The sequence below is a fragment of the Pseudolactococcus yaeyamensis genome, assembly GCF_054658615.1.
Genome location: NZ_BAAGGP010000066.1, coordinates 1 through 16,914 on the forward strand (window position 1 = coordinate 1; position 16,914 = coordinate 16,914).

General features: G+C 35.1%; 23 protein-coding genes, 1 pseudogene and 1 riboswitch. Of the genes and pseudogenes, 19 read left to right on the plus strand and 5 right to left on the minus strand.

Translation table 11 applies throughout. The features are described from left to right. Positions 1 to 191: 191 nt before the first annotated feature. The 10 genes and pseudogenes from ACYQ21_RS11375 (at position 192) to ACYQ21_RS11420 (ending at position 7,490) form a co-directional block, all read left to right on the plus strand. A complete protein-coding gene (locus ACYQ21_RS11375; protein WP_460058542.1) occupies positions 192 to 656 on the plus strand; it encodes a VOC family protein in 465 nt (154 codons plus the stop codon). Positions 657 to 663: 7 nt separating this feature from the next. Beyond that, complete coding sequence (locus tag ACYQ21_RS11380) at positions 664 to 996, plus strand: hypothetical protein (RefSeq protein ID WP_460058543.1); 333 nt, start codon at positions 664 to 666, stop codon at positions 994 to 996. A 27-nt stretch (positions 997 to 1,023) separates the two neighbouring features. Beyond that, a pseudogene (locus ACYQ21_RS11385) lies at positions 1,024 to 1,482 on the plus strand (sugar phosphate isomerase/epimerase family protein); the annotation flags it as partial. Between the two features lie 123 nt (positions 1,483 to 1,605). Then, positions 1,606 to 2,955: an ABC transporter substrate-binding protein gene (locus ACYQ21_RS11390; RefSeq protein WP_460058544.1), complete on the plus strand. Its 1,350-nt coding sequence runs from the start codon at positions 1,606 to 1,608 to the stop codon at positions 2,953 to 2,955. Between the two features lie 71 nt (positions 2,956 to 3,026). Then, positions 3,027 to 3,905, plus strand: a complete 879-nt coding sequence (locus tag ACYQ21_RS11395; protein WP_460058545.1) for a carbohydrate ABC transporter permease — start codon at positions 3,027 to 3,029, stop codon at positions 3,903 to 3,905. Further along, positions 3,906 to 4,694: a carbohydrate ABC transporter permease gene (locus ACYQ21_RS11400; protein WP_460058546.1), complete on the plus strand. Its 789-nt coding sequence runs from the start codon at positions 3,906 to 3,908 to the stop codon at positions 4,692 to 4,694. A 62-nt stretch (positions 4,695 to 4,756) separates the two neighbouring features. Further along, on the plus strand, positions 4,757 to 5,092 hold the full coding sequence (locus ACYQ21_RS11405; protein WP_460058547.1) for a tautomerase family protein: 336 nt from the start codon (positions 4,757 to 4,759) through the stop codon (positions 5,090 to 5,092). Positions 5,093 to 5,129: 37 nt separating this feature from the next. Further along, the gene (locus tag ACYQ21_RS11410; RefSeq protein WP_460058548.1) at positions 5,130 to 6,209 is read left to right on the plus strand and encodes a Gfo/Idh/MocA family protein; all 1,080 of its coding nucleotides are present in this window, start codon (positions 5,130 to 5,132) and stop codon (positions 6,207 to 6,209) included. Positions 6,210 to 6,241: 32 nt separating this feature from the next. Beyond that, entirely contained in the window at positions 6,242 to 6,985 is a 744-nt protein-coding gene (locus tag ACYQ21_RS11415; protein ID WP_460058549.1) for an SDR family oxidoreductase, read from the plus strand. A 43-nt stretch (positions 6,986 to 7,028) separates the two neighbouring features. After that, positions 7,029 to 7,490 (plus strand): VOC family protein, encoded by a 462-nt coding sequence (locus ACYQ21_RS11420; RefSeq protein WP_460058550.1) that lies wholly within the window; start codon positions 7,029 to 7,031, stop codon positions 7,488 to 7,490. Positions 7,491 to 7,654: 164 nt separating this feature from the next. Here ACYQ21_RS11420 and ACYQ21_RS11425 read toward each other — a convergent pair whose 3' ends face one another. Both ACYQ21_RS11425 and ACYQ21_RS11430 read right to left on the minus strand, forming a co-directional pair. Then, on the minus strand, positions 7,655 to 8,203 hold the full coding sequence (locus ACYQ21_RS11425) for an isochorismatase family protein (protein WP_460058551.1): 549 nt from the start codon (positions 8,201 to 8,203) through the stop codon (positions 7,655 to 7,657). Continuing rightward, positions 8,200 to 8,637 (minus strand): GtrA family protein, encoded by a 438-nt coding sequence (locus ACYQ21_RS11430; protein WP_460058552.1) that lies wholly within the window; start codon positions 8,635 to 8,637, stop codon positions 8,200 to 8,202. The genes ACYQ21_RS11425 and ACYQ21_RS11430 overlap by 4 nt, the downstream gene beginning before the upstream one ends. A gap of 49 nt (positions 8,638 to 8,686) precedes the next feature. Continuing rightward, a riboswitch (PreQ1 riboswitch) is annotated at positions 8,687 to 8,786 on the plus strand. Between ACYQ21_RS11430 and ACYQ21_RS11435 the strand changes: the two genes are divergently transcribed. Beyond that, positions 8,784 to 9,287: a QueT transporter family protein gene (locus tag ACYQ21_RS11435; protein WP_460058553.1), complete on the plus strand. Its 504-nt coding sequence runs from the start codon at positions 8,784 to 8,786 to the stop codon at positions 9,285 to 9,287. Its footprint overlaps the riboswitch before it by 3 nt. Positions 9,288 to 9,682: 395 nt before the next feature. Beyond that, complete coding sequence (locus ACYQ21_RS11440; RefSeq protein ID WP_460058554.1) at positions 9,683 to 10,255, plus strand: hypothetical protein; 573 nt, start codon at positions 9,683 to 9,685, stop codon at positions 10,253 to 10,255. Positions 10,256 to 10,271: 16 nt separating this feature from the next. Here ACYQ21_RS11440 and ACYQ21_RS11445 read toward each other — a convergent pair whose 3' ends face one another. Then, positions 10,272 to 10,718, minus strand: coding sequence for an ImmA/IrrE family metallo-endopeptidase (locus tag ACYQ21_RS11445; RefSeq protein ID WP_460058555.1), 447 nt, complete (start codon positions 10,716 to 10,718; stop codon positions 10,272 to 10,274). Positions 10,719 to 10,721: 3 nt separating this feature from the next. Continuing rightward, a complete protein-coding gene (locus tag ACYQ21_RS11450) occupies positions 10,722 to 11,054 on the minus strand; it encodes a helix-turn-helix domain-containing protein (protein ID WP_460058556.1) in 333 nt (110 codons plus the stop codon). Between the two features lie 940 nt (positions 11,055 to 11,994). Here ACYQ21_RS11450 and ACYQ21_RS11455 point away from each other — a divergent pair. From ACYQ21_RS11455 to ACYQ21_RS11470, 4 genes are all read left to right on the plus strand, one after another. Continuing rightward, positions 11,995 to 12,285: a type II toxin-antitoxin system RelB/DinJ family antitoxin gene (locus tag ACYQ21_RS11455; RefSeq protein WP_460058557.1), complete on the plus strand. Its 291-nt coding sequence runs from the start codon at positions 11,995 to 11,997 to the stop codon at positions 12,283 to 12,285. Beyond that, the gene (locus ACYQ21_RS11460) at positions 12,286 to 12,624 is read left to right on the plus strand and encodes a hypothetical protein (protein ID WP_460058558.1); all 339 of its coding nucleotides are present in this window, start codon (positions 12,286 to 12,288) and stop codon (positions 12,622 to 12,624) included. It begins immediately after the preceding gene. 203 nt (positions 12,625 to 12,827) lie between these two features. Beyond that, a complete protein-coding gene (locus tag ACYQ21_RS11465; RefSeq protein WP_460058559.1) occupies positions 12,828 to 13,109 on the plus strand; it encodes a type II toxin-antitoxin system prevent-host-death family antitoxin in 282 nt (93 codons plus the stop codon). After that, positions 13,110 to 13,403: a type II toxin-antitoxin system RelE/ParE family toxin gene (locus ACYQ21_RS11470; RefSeq protein ID WP_460058560.1), complete on the plus strand. Its 294-nt coding sequence runs from the start codon at positions 13,110 to 13,112 to the stop codon at positions 13,401 to 13,403. It abuts the gene before it with no gap. Between the two features lie 855 nt (positions 13,404 to 14,258). Here the strand turns inward: ACYQ21_RS11470 and ACYQ21_RS11475 are convergent. Beyond that, on the minus strand, positions 14,259 to 14,591 hold the full coding sequence (locus ACYQ21_RS11475; RefSeq protein WP_460058561.1) for a helix-turn-helix domain-containing protein: 333 nt from the start codon (positions 14,589 to 14,591) through the stop codon (positions 14,259 to 14,261). 1,305 nt (positions 14,592 to 15,896) lie between these two features. Here ACYQ21_RS11475 and ACYQ21_RS11480 point away from each other — a divergent pair. The 3 genes from ACYQ21_RS11480 to ACYQ21_RS11490 all read left to right on the plus strand — a co-directional run bounded on the left by ACYQ21_RS11480 (position 15,897) and on the right by ACYQ21_RS11490 (position 16,787). After that, the gene (locus ACYQ21_RS11480; RefSeq protein ID WP_460058562.1) at positions 15,897 to 16,214 is read left to right on the plus strand and encodes a nucleotidyltransferase family protein; all 318 of its coding nucleotides are present in this window, start codon (positions 15,897 to 15,899) and stop codon (positions 16,212 to 16,214) included. Between the two features lie 71 nt (positions 16,215 to 16,285). Next, positions 16,286 to 16,549 (plus strand): hypothetical protein, encoded by a 264-nt coding sequence (locus tag ACYQ21_RS11485; protein ID WP_460058563.1) that lies wholly within the window; start codon positions 16,286 to 16,288, stop codon positions 16,547 to 16,549. Continuing rightward, positions 16,542 to 16,787: a DUF4160 domain-containing protein gene (locus tag ACYQ21_RS11490; protein WP_460058564.1), complete on the plus strand. Its 246-nt coding sequence runs from the start codon at positions 16,542 to 16,544 to the stop codon at positions 16,785 to 16,787. The genes ACYQ21_RS11485 and ACYQ21_RS11490 overlap by 8 nt, the downstream gene beginning before the upstream one ends. The last annotated feature ends 127 nt before the right edge of the window (positions 16,788 to 16,914 follow it).

Below are 16,914 nucleotides of genomic sequence, written 5' to 3' on the forward strand. Positions count from 1 at the left end.
GCATATCACGGAAGCCATTGAAGGGATTTTATCTGCGGCTGAAACGGGAGAAACTTATCACATGACAACGACTTGTGAGCGACCAGAACCCTTGAAACCGGGAGGGAATGTAGACGATATTTGAAAAACGAGCTTTGAAGATTGAAAGTTATAAAAAATTTATTGGGTAAAGATCCTAGAGGAGAAACAAAATGGTAGGAATCGTAGGAACAAGTTTGGTAGCGCAAGTAGGTTTTATTGTGGCAGATGTTGAAGTAACTAAGAAAAAATGGGCAGAATTTTTGGGTGTTGCAGTTCCTGAAACACAACCAATTGGCGATTTTTCAATCACAGGAACAGAATTTGAAGGACAACCAGCACCAAATGCTTATTGTTCAATGGCTTTCTTTGATGTTGGCCCTGGTTTACAACTTGAGTTGATTGAACCGAATGAAGAACCCTCAACATGGCGAAATTATCTCAATGAAAAAGGTGAGGGCATTCACCACATTGCCTTTCAAGTGAAAGATTCTAAAGAAGCGACAGTAAATGCTGAAGCTGCAGGTTTAAAACTCGTACAAAGAGGTGTCTATGGCGATGGTAGTGGAGAATATAATTATTTTGATGCACCAGATTTAAAATGTGTCGTCGAAATTCTTGAAAGTTATAACGGATAATTTAGATATGAAACTAGGTGTATTTTCCGCATTGAAGCATAGTAGTCCAAAAGAATGGGCAGAAAAGCATCGAAAATTAGGACTTAGTGTCGTTAATTTTCCGCTTTCTTATCAAGAAGATACAGCACGCATTGAGGCATATGCTACAGAAGCTAAAAAGAATCAGTTGATAATTGCAGAAGTTGGAGTTTGGCGAAATACGATGGCTTTAGATAACGAGACACGTCAGGCAGCCATCAAGTATGCGATTGGACAACTTGAGTTAGCAGATAAGATTGGTGCTAGGTGTTGTGTAAATATCATGGGAGCTAGAGGCGTACGTTGGGATGGTGCTTATTGAGAAAACTTTACAAAAGATACATGGGCATTAGGTGTCAAGACAATTCAAGAAATTATTGATGCAGTGAACCCTAAACAGACCTATTTTACGGTTGAATCCATGCCGTGGATGTTTCCGATGGGACCAGATGACTACTTACAGTTACTTGAGGATGTAAATAGAGATAGATTTTCTGTACACTTGGATATCTTCAACTGGATCACAACGCCTCAAAGGTATTTCTTTCAGGAAGCATTTATCAATGAATGCTTTGAAAAATTAGGTAAGCATATCAAAAGTTGTCATTTGAAAGATGTCAAACTAGAAGATGATTACACCTTATTTTTCAGAGAAACACGCGTAGGAAATGGTGGTGTTGATATCAAACATCTGATTGAAACAGGGGTTTCGTTTGATAAAAATATGCCCTTTATCATAGAACACCTTGAGACAGATGAGGACTATATCAAAAGTATTTCGGATATCAATAAAATTATGAAAGCTTAAGATTACGATTATCTTATTTTCTTTAGCCTGTTGAGGGTGATAGGAAGATGAAATAATTGGTTAGCAAAATTGGAAGCGCTATCAAAAAAGCGGTAGACAATTAAATTATAAAAGGAGGAAAGTTTGAAAAATACAAAATTTATTACAGTAGGGATGATTGTATTAACTTTAGCAACCTTAACAGGATGTGGCGCAAGTAAAAAAGTTGAAGACACATCAAGTGAAACAAAAGGTGAAGTTGTTTGGTGGGGATGGACACCGGGCTCACCTACAAATGAAGAATACATTGCTGAGTTTAACAAAGAGTATCCAGACATTAAAGTAACATGGAAACAGACAACGATAGATGACTATGACGCTGCAGTCAGACCAGCTTTGGGCAATGGTACAGGGGTCGATGCTTTCCAAGTCTCCGCAGGTTCTGGGAATGGAGGTGTTCAAGTTTTCGGTGGGCAAGCGATTGACCTAACTGATAGCGTTAAAAAGGCACTAGGTGAGGATTATAAAGAAAAATTAACCGAAGCTTCTATTTCAACCATGATGGTAAAAGGAAAATTAAAAGCGCTAGGTGTTGGAATTGTCTATTCTGGCAATATATGGGTTAACCAAGATTTATTTGACAAATACAATTTAAAGGTTCCAACCACTTATGAGGAATGGCAGAATGTTTGTCAAGTTTTTGAAAAAAATGGTATCAATGGTTTTGTTCAGGGAGCTGGACAAGGTGCCTTTAATATCGACACCTTTCATGCCATCTCTGATAATGTTAAGCCAGGAACATTCACTAAAGCGGCAAGAGGTGAAGTGAAGTGGATAGACGCATCAATCGTCAAGGCATTGGAGCTATGGAAAGGTTTATTTGACGATGGTATTATGCAAAAAGGCGCGTTAGGACTTCAACAATATCCAGATGCGAATAATTTGTTTATGTCGCAAAAAGCGGCAATGATTATGATGGGGTCTTGGTATACCTCAAATACGTTACCAGATACAATGAAAGCAGCAATGACCTCGGCATCTTCCACTGCTGAACCCTTTACAATGATTCCGATTGATTTTCCTGATATAGCTGGAACAGGGCATACAGGTTCTATGTTTGGTGATTTAGATTATGCGACAGCTGTCTCTGCAAACTCTAAGAATATCAAAGCTGCAACAACATTTGCGACTTGGTTAGGGACTTCTGATAATGGTCAACAAATGATTGCTGATTCTTTGAATGTTGTTCCATCATTGAAATCAGCTAAACCAGATTGGGATAAGGTGACCTTAGTTAATCCTGACAGGCAAAATAGTGCCATTAAGACGTACGTTGAAAAAGCGATGAATAGTGATGAGAATCCTCGTTTTGCAGGTATTAATGCTGATATGAATCAAGCCTTGATGGATGTTTTATCTGGTGTTGCAGGTGGCACACTATCTCCTAAAGATGGTGCTGCACAACTTGAAAAAGTACAAGCTGATAGCGAATAATAAAGCAATAGAATAAAGGCTGCTTGACATAGTAGCCTTTATGATTGAGATTTGGAAGGAATGATTATAGTATGAAAAAAGATAACAAGTCACAGTCAACAAAAATAAATGGGTTGCCTTGGATTCTTCCAGCATTTGTCTTTGTTGTCGGGCTTATTTATTACTCAATATTTTACACGTTCAATCTGTCTGCTTTAGATTGGAATGGTTTAGATCTGATAAAGGAAAGTGTTGGCTTAGATAACTATAAACATGCATTTACCGACCCGGTTTTTTGGAAAGCCATTCAAAATACCGTGATTTTCTTTATTATCACGTTTGTGATTCAAAATGCTTTGGCTTTTTTATTTGCGGCAGTTTTGCATACAAAAGTAAAATTAGCAACATTTCATAAATGCTTGATTTTTATCCCCACAATTTTAGCACCAGCGACAATGGCCCCAGTTTTTAGGCTCTTATTTTCGCCACAAGGTTTGTTACAAGATGTCTTTAACGCCTTGCATATTGGGATAACTGTTGATTGGTTATCAAAACCAAATTCAGCCATTTTGATTTTGATGATTATTACAATCTGGCAATTTACAGGGATGAGTTTCATTCTTTATTATGCAGCCATGAGCCAAATTGATAAAGAAATGCTAGAGGCGGCACATTTGGAAGGTGCTAGTGTTTTCAGAACTTTGAGAAGCATTGTTTTTCCAAATTGCCGTGGGACAACGATTTCACTTGCCATGTTAGGCCTTATTGGCGCATTGAAGACATTTGATATTCCTTACTTGGTGACAACAGGAGGACCAAATCATGCAACAGAGTTTCTGGGTACTTACATTTATAGGCAAGGCATCAGGCAAGCGCATCTTGGTTATGCCGCAGCAATCTCTGTCATTCTTCTCGTCCTCGCTATTGGTGGTGCGATTTTGATGAACAGCGTGAATAAGGAGGGAAAATAAATGTTTGAAGTTAGAACGCTAAAAGATAAAATCATTTTGCAACTTGTTTTACTATTACTGACATTCCCCTATGCTATTCCTTTGATTCAAATGGTTAGGGGGTCTCTTGGTGGCACGGGATTTGCAAATTATAAAGCTGTTTGGAACACAGGTGTCGTGCCAGTTTATTTCAAAAACTCATTATTGATTTCTGCTGGTGTGATTGCGCTTGTCTATCTATTAAGTATGACCGCTGGTTTTGGTTTTGCGAAATTACATATCTTTGGAAAAGAAATCTTTTTCTGGATGATTTTAGTCGCATTGACTTTACCAGAAGTTATCTTACTATCCCCACTTTTCGTTACTTTTCAAAAAATGAATCTATTTAACACACTTTTGGCAGTCATTTTGCCGACTGCAGCTTTGCAGTTGCCATTTACCATACTTTTGGCAAGGAATTTCGACCAAGGCATTCCAAATGAATTGATGGAAGCGGCAAAAATTGACGGTGCGAGTATTTTGAAAACGTTTTGGTATATTATCCTACCATTGACGAAGCCAATCGCTTCATCAATCATTGTTTTAACACTGATCAATTCTTGGAATGCTTATCTGTTTCCCTTGCTATTTTTACAAAGTCCAGATATGCAAACGGTCACACTTTTACCTCAATTTTTCCAAGGTGAGTTCACCAACGACCAAACGAAAATATTAGCTGCAGCAGTATTAACAGCACTTCCGGAAATCCTTGTCTATGTTTTGATGCAGAAAAATTTTGAAAAAGGAATGAGTGCAGGTGCTTTGAAATAGAGAATTGAAGTTTAAATAAGGAGAAAATTACGCCACTAATTCAAGTTGATTTAAACAGATCATTGTTTAAAGAAAAAGGAAAAGAACTATCTGATGTTATTCACAGATCATTAGTTATAGGTTTAGGGATTGAGGAAACAGATATTTTCCATATTTTCAGACCTCATGATGATGGGGAAATTATTTTTTCAAAAACTTATGCCAATCGAGATAGGCAAGATTTGATAGTCATTAGAATTACCATGGTAAATATGTTTTCTTTTGTTCAAAAGAAAATAATGTATCAAGAAATAACCCGACGATTGATGGCTATTGGCATTAGACGTGATGATATCTTAGTCTGTGTACTTGAGAATAACGGTCATGAAAGTTGGTCACTTGGTGAACAAGATGTTTAAATAATTTCTTCGTTGAAAAAGGAGGTTGGAAAATACGATGGAAGAAGTAAAAAATGACTTCATATTGGAGCGGTCATATCCAGTTGAACTAGAAGAAAATATGACTAATTCCTATAGATGGGGAGTAGTGGGCGCAGGATGGATTGCCAGTTGTTTTTCTGCACAGGTCATTAAAGCAGGTGGCAATATTTCAGCAATTGCCTCTCGCAATCTCGATAAAGCACAGGAATTTCAAGCCTTATTTCCAAGTATTGAAAAAGCGTATGGGTCTTATGAGGCACTGATGGCAGACCCTGATATTGATGTGATTTACATCGCAACGCCACATGCCCAGCACCATGAATGGGCGATGAAATGTTTACAACACAATAAACCGATATTGGTCGAAAAAGCATTCACACAAAATTATGCACAGGCAAAAGAAATTTTTGACTTAGCTGAAGCAAAAAACTTGTTTGTGATGGAGGCCTACTGGACTAGATTTTTACCCCATATTAGAAAGGTTAAGGAACTGGTTGACAGCGGTGCAATAGGCGAAATTGTTCAAGTCATTGCTGATCATGGTGTTTGTTTTCCATTTGAACCCAAACATCGCTTGTATGCACCTGAGCTTGCAGGAGGTGCTTTGCTAGATTTAGGCGTTTATCCGATATCATTTGCCCAGTTTTTACTCGGTAATCCGACGAGAATACTTGCGGCGGGCTCTGCCTCGCCCACAGGAGTAGACTCAAATGATGCGGTTATATTGGAACATGACAATGGAAAAGGTACTTTGGCGATGTTGTTATTTGGCACATTAGCTTCATCTCCTGTAACCGCAGCAATTTGTGGGACAAAAGGTCGGATAGAAATTCATCGACAGTTTTATAGACCATCTGATTTTACAGTTTATTATAATGATGGATCGACTTTTAAGTACGTTTCAAAAACACACGAAAATCAGAATACAGGCCGTGACGGACTTTATGGGATGCACTTTGAGGCAGCAGAAGTCCAAAGATGTCTTGCGGCAGGAGAAATCGAATCTAGCATTATGCCATGGCAAGATACCTTATCTGTGATGAAAACGATGGATAGAATCAGACATCAATTAGATTTTAAGTATGAAGGAGAGTGAATGAAGAAAGAGAGAGTGAGGGTAGGACTTTTATGAGTAAGTCTTTAGAGAAGGAGTTATGTGTTATAACAGGTGCAGCTAATGGTATCGGTAGAGCGATTGCAGAACGCTTTATAGCCGAAGGTGCTGATTTAATCGTGGCAGATTATGATGTGGAGACTGCTCAAAAAGTCTACCAAAATAAGCCACAAGTTCTTGATATCATAAAAGTAGATGCTACTAATGTGACAGATTTGGCAAAAATAGCAGCAGCTGTTCAAAAGACAGGGCGGAAATTAAAGGCAATCTTACCAATCGTTGGCAATGGGCCGCAGATACCAATTCCAGAAATCACACCTGAATCGTTTCATTTGGTCATGGATTTGAATGTTTTTTCAGCATTTTTTACTGTTCAAAAATTACTTCCGTATATGTCAGATAAATCTGCGATTGTTTTAATTTCTTCCATTGCCGGATTTCAAGGGGGTAAAAATTCGATTGTTTATAATGCAGCAAAAGCAGCGATTAGGTCAATGGCACGTTCTTTTACGGGCGAGTTGGCAGAAAAAGGCATACGGGCAAATGCAATCAGTCCAGGGCCGACAGAGACAAGAGCTTTCACAGATTTTGTACATGGGAATGACACATTAAGAGAGACTATCGTGGCGCAACTGCCGATAGGTCATATAGGTAAACCGAGTGAAATTGCCGCAGTTGCCCTATTTTTGGCATCGGATGAGTCTTCCTATGTGACAGGAGCAGAAATCATCGCTGATGGTGGTTTCACAAATAAATAAGTTTAACACATCAAAAAATAGCATATAATATCAGGAGAATAACATGACATTATCATCAACAAATGTAATTAAAGTGATTGTCGTAACAGACGATTTGAAGAAAACAGTTAGCGCATACAAAAATTTATTAGGATCAGGACTAATACCTGAGCAACAAGAAGGCGAGCACAGAGAAGTAAGAACACCATTTATGACTTACAAAGGTCAGACCATTACAGATACACCCATGAAAGTAGAAAGTGTGTTCAGTGATAATTTTTGGTTTGAAATCATTCAGCCACTCGGCGATAATGACCCATGGGCAACATGGTTAAAAGAACATGGAACGTCCATTTGCTCTATCTGTCTGCTAGCGGATGGACCACTTGAAAATGACGAAGAGACAATGAAAAAACATAGTTTTGATTCATTATTCAAACATGAGAAGGGTTATGAGGCCTATGAATATTTTGATACAGCAAAAGCTTTAGGTGTTTTGGTTGAAGTAAAAGAGCAGTATAAATGAGCAAGAAAAAAGTAGTTGTAAGAGAAAGGGTATTTATTTTATAGGGATAAAACCATCTGTTAATTTTAAAAATAAAGAAACCTACACGAAATTACCGTTTTATAAACGAACTTCGTGTGGTTTCTTTATTTTAAGGGTGTTTAAATATGTAGATATTTTTACTATTAGTAATACTGTTCCCCCACCTCAACAGATAAATCACTACTTTGGACAACTGCGCCAAGTTTTTTTAATTCTGTAATACTTCGGTCGTGTAATTTTCGCGTGCGTGCGGTTGTGGCATCTTCAATCACAATCACCTGATATCCAGCAGAGAGGAAGTCTTTTGCAGTCTTTAAAACGCCATTATTGGTCACAATACCAGTGAGAATAATTGTATCAATTGGGTGTTGTTCAAGAAAGTGGCGCAGCTCAGGAATGCTATAAGCGCTTGGTTGATATTTGGTATAAGTCTCTATAAGGCTGGGTGCCATCACGTCTTTTGAGAGGGCAAGTTGGCTTGATTTTTGACGATACTTTTGAGGTAAGAATTTTTGGGTAACGCTCACTAAGGCGCTAGGGATACCTTTGCTTGTCATCATCGTAATCAATTTTTCGTTTGTTTCAAGTATTTGGGCTGGCGGATAAGGCTCAGCTTTTTTGAGTAATTTTAAGAGAAACTTTTGAAGGTCAATGACAAGTAGTAAGGTATGTTGTTTGTTTGGTTTCATCATGATTTTTTAGTAAAGATTAGGAATTTAGAAAAGATGTAGTTTAAAACAATAGTCAAAACTTGTAGGAAGAGGCTGAGTAAGAAGACACTTTGGTCAAGTGTGAGATGGAAAGTATCCATGATGATACCAGGGTGCGTATCAATGAGATACCAGTTAGCCACAACGGATAAGAGCATTACAAAGATACGGCTAGTAACAAACTTAATAAATTCTTGTAGCAGTGGATTTGTTGTTCGCTCAAAGACCCAAAATTTGTTACTCACAAAAGCAAAAATGATAGAAATAATTTGAGCGATAATTTCTGATACCACGCCATTTTGAAAGATAGAGAAGGTCAGCATTTTAAAGATAAAAAAAACGAGAGTTGTCGCAACACCAGCAACTAGATACTTAAAAATCTGATTGCTGGTGATTTTTTTTATTGTTGTTTTCATACTAAAAGTATATCATTTTTAATGTAAATCTGCTATACTTGTACTTGCTTGAAACAAGCCTTATGTGCTTAATTAATTCAAGCCCTCTGTACTTTCTCACTTTGACAGAGCGTATCACACTCGCAAATGCGATAAAGGAGACTTTTATGAAAAACTTTAAAGTGATTGACATGGTGCAAATCGCCATTGTCATCGCTCTCTACGTCATTATTACGGTTGTTTTAGGACCGTTAGGTTCTGGCGCCGTACAATTTAGGCTATCGGAGTTATTTAACTTTCTTGCCTTCTACAATAAAAAATACATCTGGGCTGTCACTATTGGCTGTATGATTTCAAATTATATGGTCTTTGGGATTGTCGATGTCATCGTCGGTGGGTTATCCACCCTCGTTTTCGTCAGCTTAGGCGTCTATCTTTTCAAAAAATATATGACCAAAGATGTACTCAAAGGTCTTACCAACAAAGCATTTATCTACTTTACCATCTTCTTTTCTCTCTCAATGGTCACGATTGCTGCCGAGCTTGCCATCATGTTCCAAGTGCCCTTTTTCTTTACGTGGTTGACCAGTAGCTTAGGAGAGTTGCTCTCACTTTTGATTGGTGCGGTAATTATTTCTCAAGTCTCGAAACGCATCGATTTGACGAAATAAGCGTATAATAAAGTAATAACAAGAGAATTTTCAATCCCCTTTTAAAATCAAGGGTTGGGAAGTTCTTTAAATGTGTAAAATTACAAAACTAACCATAAAACTAACCAAGCAATCAAAAAAATCATTAGTTGAATAAAAAATAAAATCCACCAGTTGAGAAATTGGCGGATTTTACTTTATATTTAAATTTTGAGGGAGGTGTTTTATGAATTAGCCTATATAAGCTGAAAGGCTTTATGTGAAAAGATGAGTGATTTACAAGTTAGTACAGCGAGGTGGGAAGAAAATGATATAAGAGGACAACTGTGGTATGGTATTTGTCTTAATTATGAAATAAACAATTATTTTGACAACGATTGATTTACTTCAATCGTTTTTTTATGGAGGAAAAAGAAATGGATTTAACAATTTTCGTGTGTAACAAATTAGCAAGACAAGGACTTTACTATCTACTTCCTTGTTCAGAAGATAGGGTAATGAACGAATTATTTGATGGCTATACTGATGAGGATATAGATAAGTATTTCGCTTGTGAAGTAATTGACAACCCTTTTAAACACATTCATCTTGCTAATTTTGATGATAGATTTACGTATCCGATTGGTTGGTTGAATCAATTTAAGCGTGAATACGATGACTTGACTGAAAAACAAAAAGAACATTTAGATGATTTTGCTTCAGTTCATCCTGAACATAAACCAACGAGAATTATTTGGAGACTTAAGGATTTTTTGATTATTAAAGCAGATTCTACGAAAGAGCTTTTTGAAAAATTGATTGAGATGGGGCATGTTGAAGATGATTGTGTGAAGTTTTATCAAAAAAATCCCAAAATATTTGATACTTCTTGTGTATTAAGTGAATGGGTTAAAGACTATGCTTATAAAGGAACGAAGGCATATTATGTATGGCGTGGTTGTGGAAAAATTGAGCTTAAAGATTTTAGAGTTGAACTTGAGAACAATTAGAGTTTTAGAAAGGCAATTAGCCGTACCGCCAATAATCATTCTGCACATCACTTTCTTCAATCTCGAATTTGTCTTGAAGTATAGAAACGAATGCGTCAATGATAACGCCATCAAGATGATAGGGTAAATCTAACATATCAATGATTGCTTGGTAATTAGTGTCAGGTTGAAAGTCATACTCTTGGTCTAGTAAGTTCATTATTTCGTAAATCATGTAGTGATTTGCTTTAAACTCTATATCATCATTCACAAAATGATTTGGAATGTATTTCTCGCAATCTTCATTAAGGAAATGCGCTGTTTCATGAAGTAGAGCAAGTGCTGTATTCAACTTATTCAAATTTTCATTAATAAGAATTACAGGGGTATCGTTAAAGAAACCATGATGTCCGTTATCGTCCATGTGGATATAATCAATCGTAATACCAAGTTCTTTGATTTTGGTTAATACTTTATTTAACATCAATTATTTATCTTTAAAATGTTCAGTAAGCCAATCTCGGATAGCTTCACGGTCATTATCAGTCATTTTTTTCCCACTAAAAGCATGAAAAGAATCAAGAGACTTTTCTAAGTCATCTTCAAATTTTGTTGAGTTTTTTTCATCAGTATTACCTAATAAATAATCAGTAGAGACATTAAGGATTTTTGCTAATTCTTGCAAACGTTCGAGGTTTGGTGTTCTGATTCCTTTTTCCCACTGAGCATAGCTAGGTTGTGAAATTTCAAGTTTTTCTGTGATTTCTTTTTGGGTCAATTTGGCTTCTAAACGTGATGATTTCAGTCTTTCAGGTAACATTAGATTTTCCTCCGAAAAATAAATTTAAATTTTTTTCAAAAAAACGCTTGACAAAATATAGTCAATAGCTTATTATATAAACATAGGCAGTTGCTTATAATGGTTCTTGAAACAAAAGCCTGCTACTTTTACAAAATCTAGTTTGAGGATTAGATTAGTAGAAATAATAGGCTGATGTTCCAAGAATTACAATCTAGTTTCCAAAAGTCAAAAGTTCATAATTGAACATAAAAATAAGACTTGAAGAAACAAAACAGATTGAAAAAACTTTGTTCATTGAAAATCAAATACAAAATATCTGATTCATACAATGATATAATAGACGTGTGGTAACTCTATTATATCAAATGTTGCCATTTAGTGCAATAGGGTGTGAAAAAGAGACTTGGGAAAACCCAGTATAATCAAGTAGGTACGGCGGTCTGCACAGTGACAGCGCAATACTTAAGTTTAGTAATAGTGATATTGCTAGGCGAAGAGGTGGAATAAGGCATATGATGTGAGGCGACCCATTGCTGACTAAAAGGCGGTGTGTATTCAATTACAGGCTAAATCACAAAATATGATAAGGCTTCCCCTCGAAACTTCACAAGAGTGCAGTAGGCGATGATATGAGCCACAATTCTTACTTTTCCTCTTGTGTCGTATATTTACGAAGTAAATGAATAAGAAAAGCTATCGGTTTGTGGATTGATAGCTTTTTGAAATATAGAATAGCTTGGTTTGCGGATTGAGCTATTATCAAATAAAAATGCAATGGACAGGATTTGTCTGTTGTAAACTGCTTATAAAGCTGTTAAGGTCTCCAATACCTATTTTTCCTTTATAAGTGGTTTAGATCAGATAAATGTTTTTTTATTTCGAATAAACTCATTTAAGATTAAAAGAGTGCATAAAAGCGATTTATGATGTATAATATAGTTGTGGAGGATTGCTTATTATGACAACTATACAAAAAACTTACAGAATTGATGAAGATTTACAACAAAAAGCTGAGCAATATTTTTCAGAAATGGGCTTAAACCCGACAGTTGCTATTACAATGTTTTTTAAACGTGTTGTTGATGAAAAGAAAATGCCTTTTATTCCAGAGGTTATATCAGAAAGGACTGAGTATTCTATGGAAAGTAAAAATAAGTTATCTACTTTAATTAGTAAGATTCCAGTAGAAAATATTTCTGATATGACTGATACGGAAAAAGCAAAATTACTTGATGGTTGGGAGCTTTAAATGGAAGAGTTTGATATTCTCATTGCAAAAGTTCCATTTGAAAATTCGGAAGACTATAAATGGCGACCAGTTTTTATTTTGAGCGTCAATGGAAAGGCTATTAAATTTTTAAGAATTACAACGAAATATGATACAAAATCAGATTATATAAAAAGTAAATATTTTGAGATAATTGATTATATTGAAGCAGGACTTAATCGACAATCTTGGATTGACACTTTTAAAACATATCAGTTAAATGATGAAAATTTCAAAATTCATGTTTTGGGGCGATTAACTGAAAATGATTTTGAAAGGTTTATTGCTTTTTTATCAGATACAGATTTTTTGCTAAAGTAGGAACTCGCGATTCTTACTTGTCCGAAAGACTAATCAAACTGACTGTTTGTGTCTTTTGTTTCTCGTTGGACTTGTTCAATCAAGTCCATTTTTATGTGACCGAGAGTGTCGTAAAACAGGTGTAACTCCTGTTGGTTGCTGACTATTGACAAATTCAACGATAAATTATACAATAAATTTATATAGAGAGCGAGGGGAATACTATGAATCAATCAATTGTACCTATTTCAGAATTATCCAACTATACAAAAGTTATCAATAAGGTTTCAAGAAACTCGCCTGTTATACTGACCAAAAATGGTTATGGAAAATATGCAGTTGTTGAGTTAGAATTTCTAGAATCTCTTATTGATGAATTAAATGATTATCGTGAAAAAGCACATGTTTATAAAAAGGCATTTGATGATGCTTATAGACAAGTGGAAAAGAAAGATGAAAAATCGCTTAGCTTTTCTGATTATAAAAAAGAGAAGGGTTGGGGATGATTGAAAGAAATATTTTTAACACCAGAAGCGCAAGAAGATATTGAAAATATTGAAGAATATATTCGAAATCATTACAGCGTTCCGAGTACGGTTGAAGAATTTAGACACAATTTAGAGAGGTCGTTTGATACTATTTCAGAGAATCCTAAAATTGGAACTCCGTATGATGATGTTGTAAGAAAATGGGTTCATAATCGTTATATTCATTTGTATGTTGAGTATAGTGAATCAGTTCGTATTTTGCAAATTTCATACGAACGAACCGATTGGCAAAATTATTATAAAAAAAGGTAGAATCTCGTTTCATCTTTTCTAAACAGCCCATAAATTAAGTCAGTGTAAACACGAGTGACTTCGTGCTGACTACACATGGTATAAACCTTGATGGTTTTATCAGTGAGATATTGCTGATAAGGTCAGAAAAGTCTATCGTGAGATAGAAAGCACCTAGTAAAAGCTAGGCAAGTTAAGTGTGTAGCAATGATAATTGAAAGTAAAGCAAGGAACTTTGGGGGTCGATAATAGACAGCCACGGTGTGGTATAGAAGACAGCAGTAATTGGCAAGAGGAATCAAACCAATCAAACACTGCCAACATTCAAGTAAGACCTGTGTCGTGAAACCTGAGAAATCAGGCTATAACCGAAGCAACCTGTACGAGTAGCATAAGACAGTACTTGTAGAATTTCTAATGAATAGAGATAAAAATACTGAATGTCATGTGAAAGTTGAGAGCTATTATGCTCGTCCTCGCCTTAGATACGCATAAGAAAGTCAAAGCTCATTACTTTGGCTCAGTCCTTATGAGTGAGTGGCTGAATAACTTGTAAATTATCAACGTAAGAAGAAAAATCTGATTTGTGTGTTGTTTAGAGAAGATGAAATATAGAAAACGAGCGATTAGAGAAATCTAGTCGTTTTTTTGTTTGAAAAAGAAGAAAAGGAGAAATCCAAAAATGGCTAAATATGACTATGAAAATTATTTAAAAGCAATTAGTAAAATTCCGACAAACGAAAAGACGGCACACACCATAGGTATAATTGCTATAATATGGCGGTTATTGTGATGATGTCTGTTATCATCCATCTGAATATAATCAATTGTAATACCTAGTTCTTTGATTTTGGTTAATACTTTATTTAACATCAATTATTTATCTTTAAAATGTTCAGTAAGCCAATCTCGGATAGCTTCACGGTCATTATCAGTCATTTTTTTCCCGCTAAAAGCATGAAAAGAATCAAGTGATTTTTCTAAGTCATCTTCAAATTTTGTTGAGTTTTTTTCATCAGTATTACCTAATAAATAATCAGTAGAAACGTTGAAAAAGTCTGCAAGTTTTTGTAAACTCTCTCCATTTGGTTTAGTTCTTTTTGATTCCCATTGGGCATAACTGCCACGTGTGACACCGAGCTTTTCTGATAATTGCTGTTGTGTAAGATTAGCTTCCGAACGTAGTGTTTTTAAGCGATTTGCAAACATTTGTTTTTCCTCCGAAAAATATTTTTGATTTTTTTTGAAAAAGTAGTTGACAAACTACGAATAAAGATTTATAATTAAAAATGTAGTTAAGGGACTACAAAACTTCTTGAAACAAAAGCCTGCTACTTTTACAAAATCTAGTTTGAGGATTAGATTAGTAGAAATAACAAGCGATTGAATCAAGAATTACAATCTAGTTTCCAAAGTTCAAAGTTCATGATTGAACACAAAAATAAGACTTGAAGAAACAAAACAGATTGAAAAACTTTGTTCATTGAAAATCAAATCAGAATCACAAGAAACTTCATCAATTTTCGGTAATTAGTAATGTAAGATACTACTATTATAGCGAAATAACATGAAGTTGTCAAAGTGAGAGATGGCAGTGGAACTGTAAAAGCCCAAACAGGGAGTAGTGACCTGTAAACAACTTGTATAGACTTAGTGAGCGAAGACCTTATATCATGGATATAAGAGAGCCACAAAGTAAGTCTCAGTCTATGCAAGGTATCTAGCTACCAAAGGAACGCATGGCGCTGGGAGACTGACTAAAAGGTCTCCAATTCAAGGTAAAATGTCAGTAGGTTTGTGAAAACAATTCTACCTTATTCTATTTATAGAGTAAGTACAACCGATGTTAGATACGAAGGTGTAATGTCTTGAAAATAAAAGACATGAGACCGAAAGGCAACCTCTCTTTAGTGCGCTTTAAAAGTGCCAAAAGAGAACGAAAAAACACCCAGTCCAAGGGTCTAGGTGCAACATTATTTTAGTAGACTATTGTAGTATTACAATAAAGCAAAATAAACAGTAGTACAACTAATATAACGATTTTTAAAATTGTTCTTTCCATATTGTCTCTCTTTCTTTATAAGAGATGCAATATGACTAAAGAACACGCAAATATGGAGTATGTAGGATAAAACTACAAGAAATATTATATCACAATAGCTGATATATTTTTTTATTTTCAGATAGAAAACCGCAAGGTTGAGCATCATACTTACATGAATGTGCTTGTTTCTATCAAACAGCGAAAACGATTATCAATGAGCTGATTTTTTAATCAGTGTTTGTTTCTTTAGTAATAAAGAAAATAATCGTCAATGAGCATCATACGATATGAATGTGTTTGTTTCCTGTGAAAATTACAATAGACATTTTGTCTGTTGTAAACTGCTTATAAGATATAGGTTTGTAAGTTTTCCCTTAGCCCTTACAAGTGGTTTAGAGCAGATAAAATTGAATCAAGAGGTGTAAAATATGGTATAATTAGGTAAAGAAAAGAATCAGGAGGATAAGCTAATGTCAATTTTAACGATTGAAGAAATCAAAGCAAAGGTTAAACCGATTGCAAAAAAATATGGTTTGAAAGAAGTTTATCTTTTTGGTTCGTATGCTCGTGGCGAAGCTGACGAGAAATCAGATATTGATTTGGTTTACGCAACTGATAAAAATACGTTAGAGTTTTATGTTGTGTTTGATGAATTTAAGAAAAATATTGAGATTAGTTTACAGCTTCCTGTATCCATTATCTCAATAGATAGCATGAAAAAATCAAGATTACCAAGACTTTTAGAAGTAAAACAAAATTTTGAAAAGGAAAGAGTGGCATTAGTTTAGAGCAGATAAAAATATATGCTTTAAAAAATATGATATAATGAAATAAAGAAAGAACTGAGGAGGTAAACAATATGCGTAAAATTGTTGGTGTTTTTGGAGAATATCGGTTGAGTATGGATAAAGATGATATAAAAAATAATCCTGATAAACCCCAAATGAGACTTTACGATGATGAAGAATTAATTGGTATATTTGATTTAAAAACGTTAAATATTTTGTTTGATAATGAAATGTCAATTTACGATATTAAGTTTGCCAAAAAGCAATTAGAAAAAAATCAAAATAATTATCTTGAAACTTGGTCTGACTATGTAGAGGGTATCGCACATGCCTAATGAATATTACGATAAATACAGAATAGAAATTAGGACTAATGAACACAATCATAAAAAACAGTTAGCACACGTCCATATTTATATTACTGGAGAAGAAGCAGGTTCTGTATTTTTAGACGGTACATTAAGAGATGGCGATATACCTAATAGGCATTTGAAGAAAATTTCAAAGATTGTTTTAGATAATGCAGATTATTATCAAGAATTATGGGATGAGTATCAATCATCTGAATACTAAAAATAGGCTGGGACAAAAGTCCACAGTCACTAAAATAAAAAGCAAGCTAATCCAATCAATTTTGATTGTTCTAGCCTGCTTTTTTTCTATATCCGACAGGTTACCATCAGTTTTCTGAGATTAATCG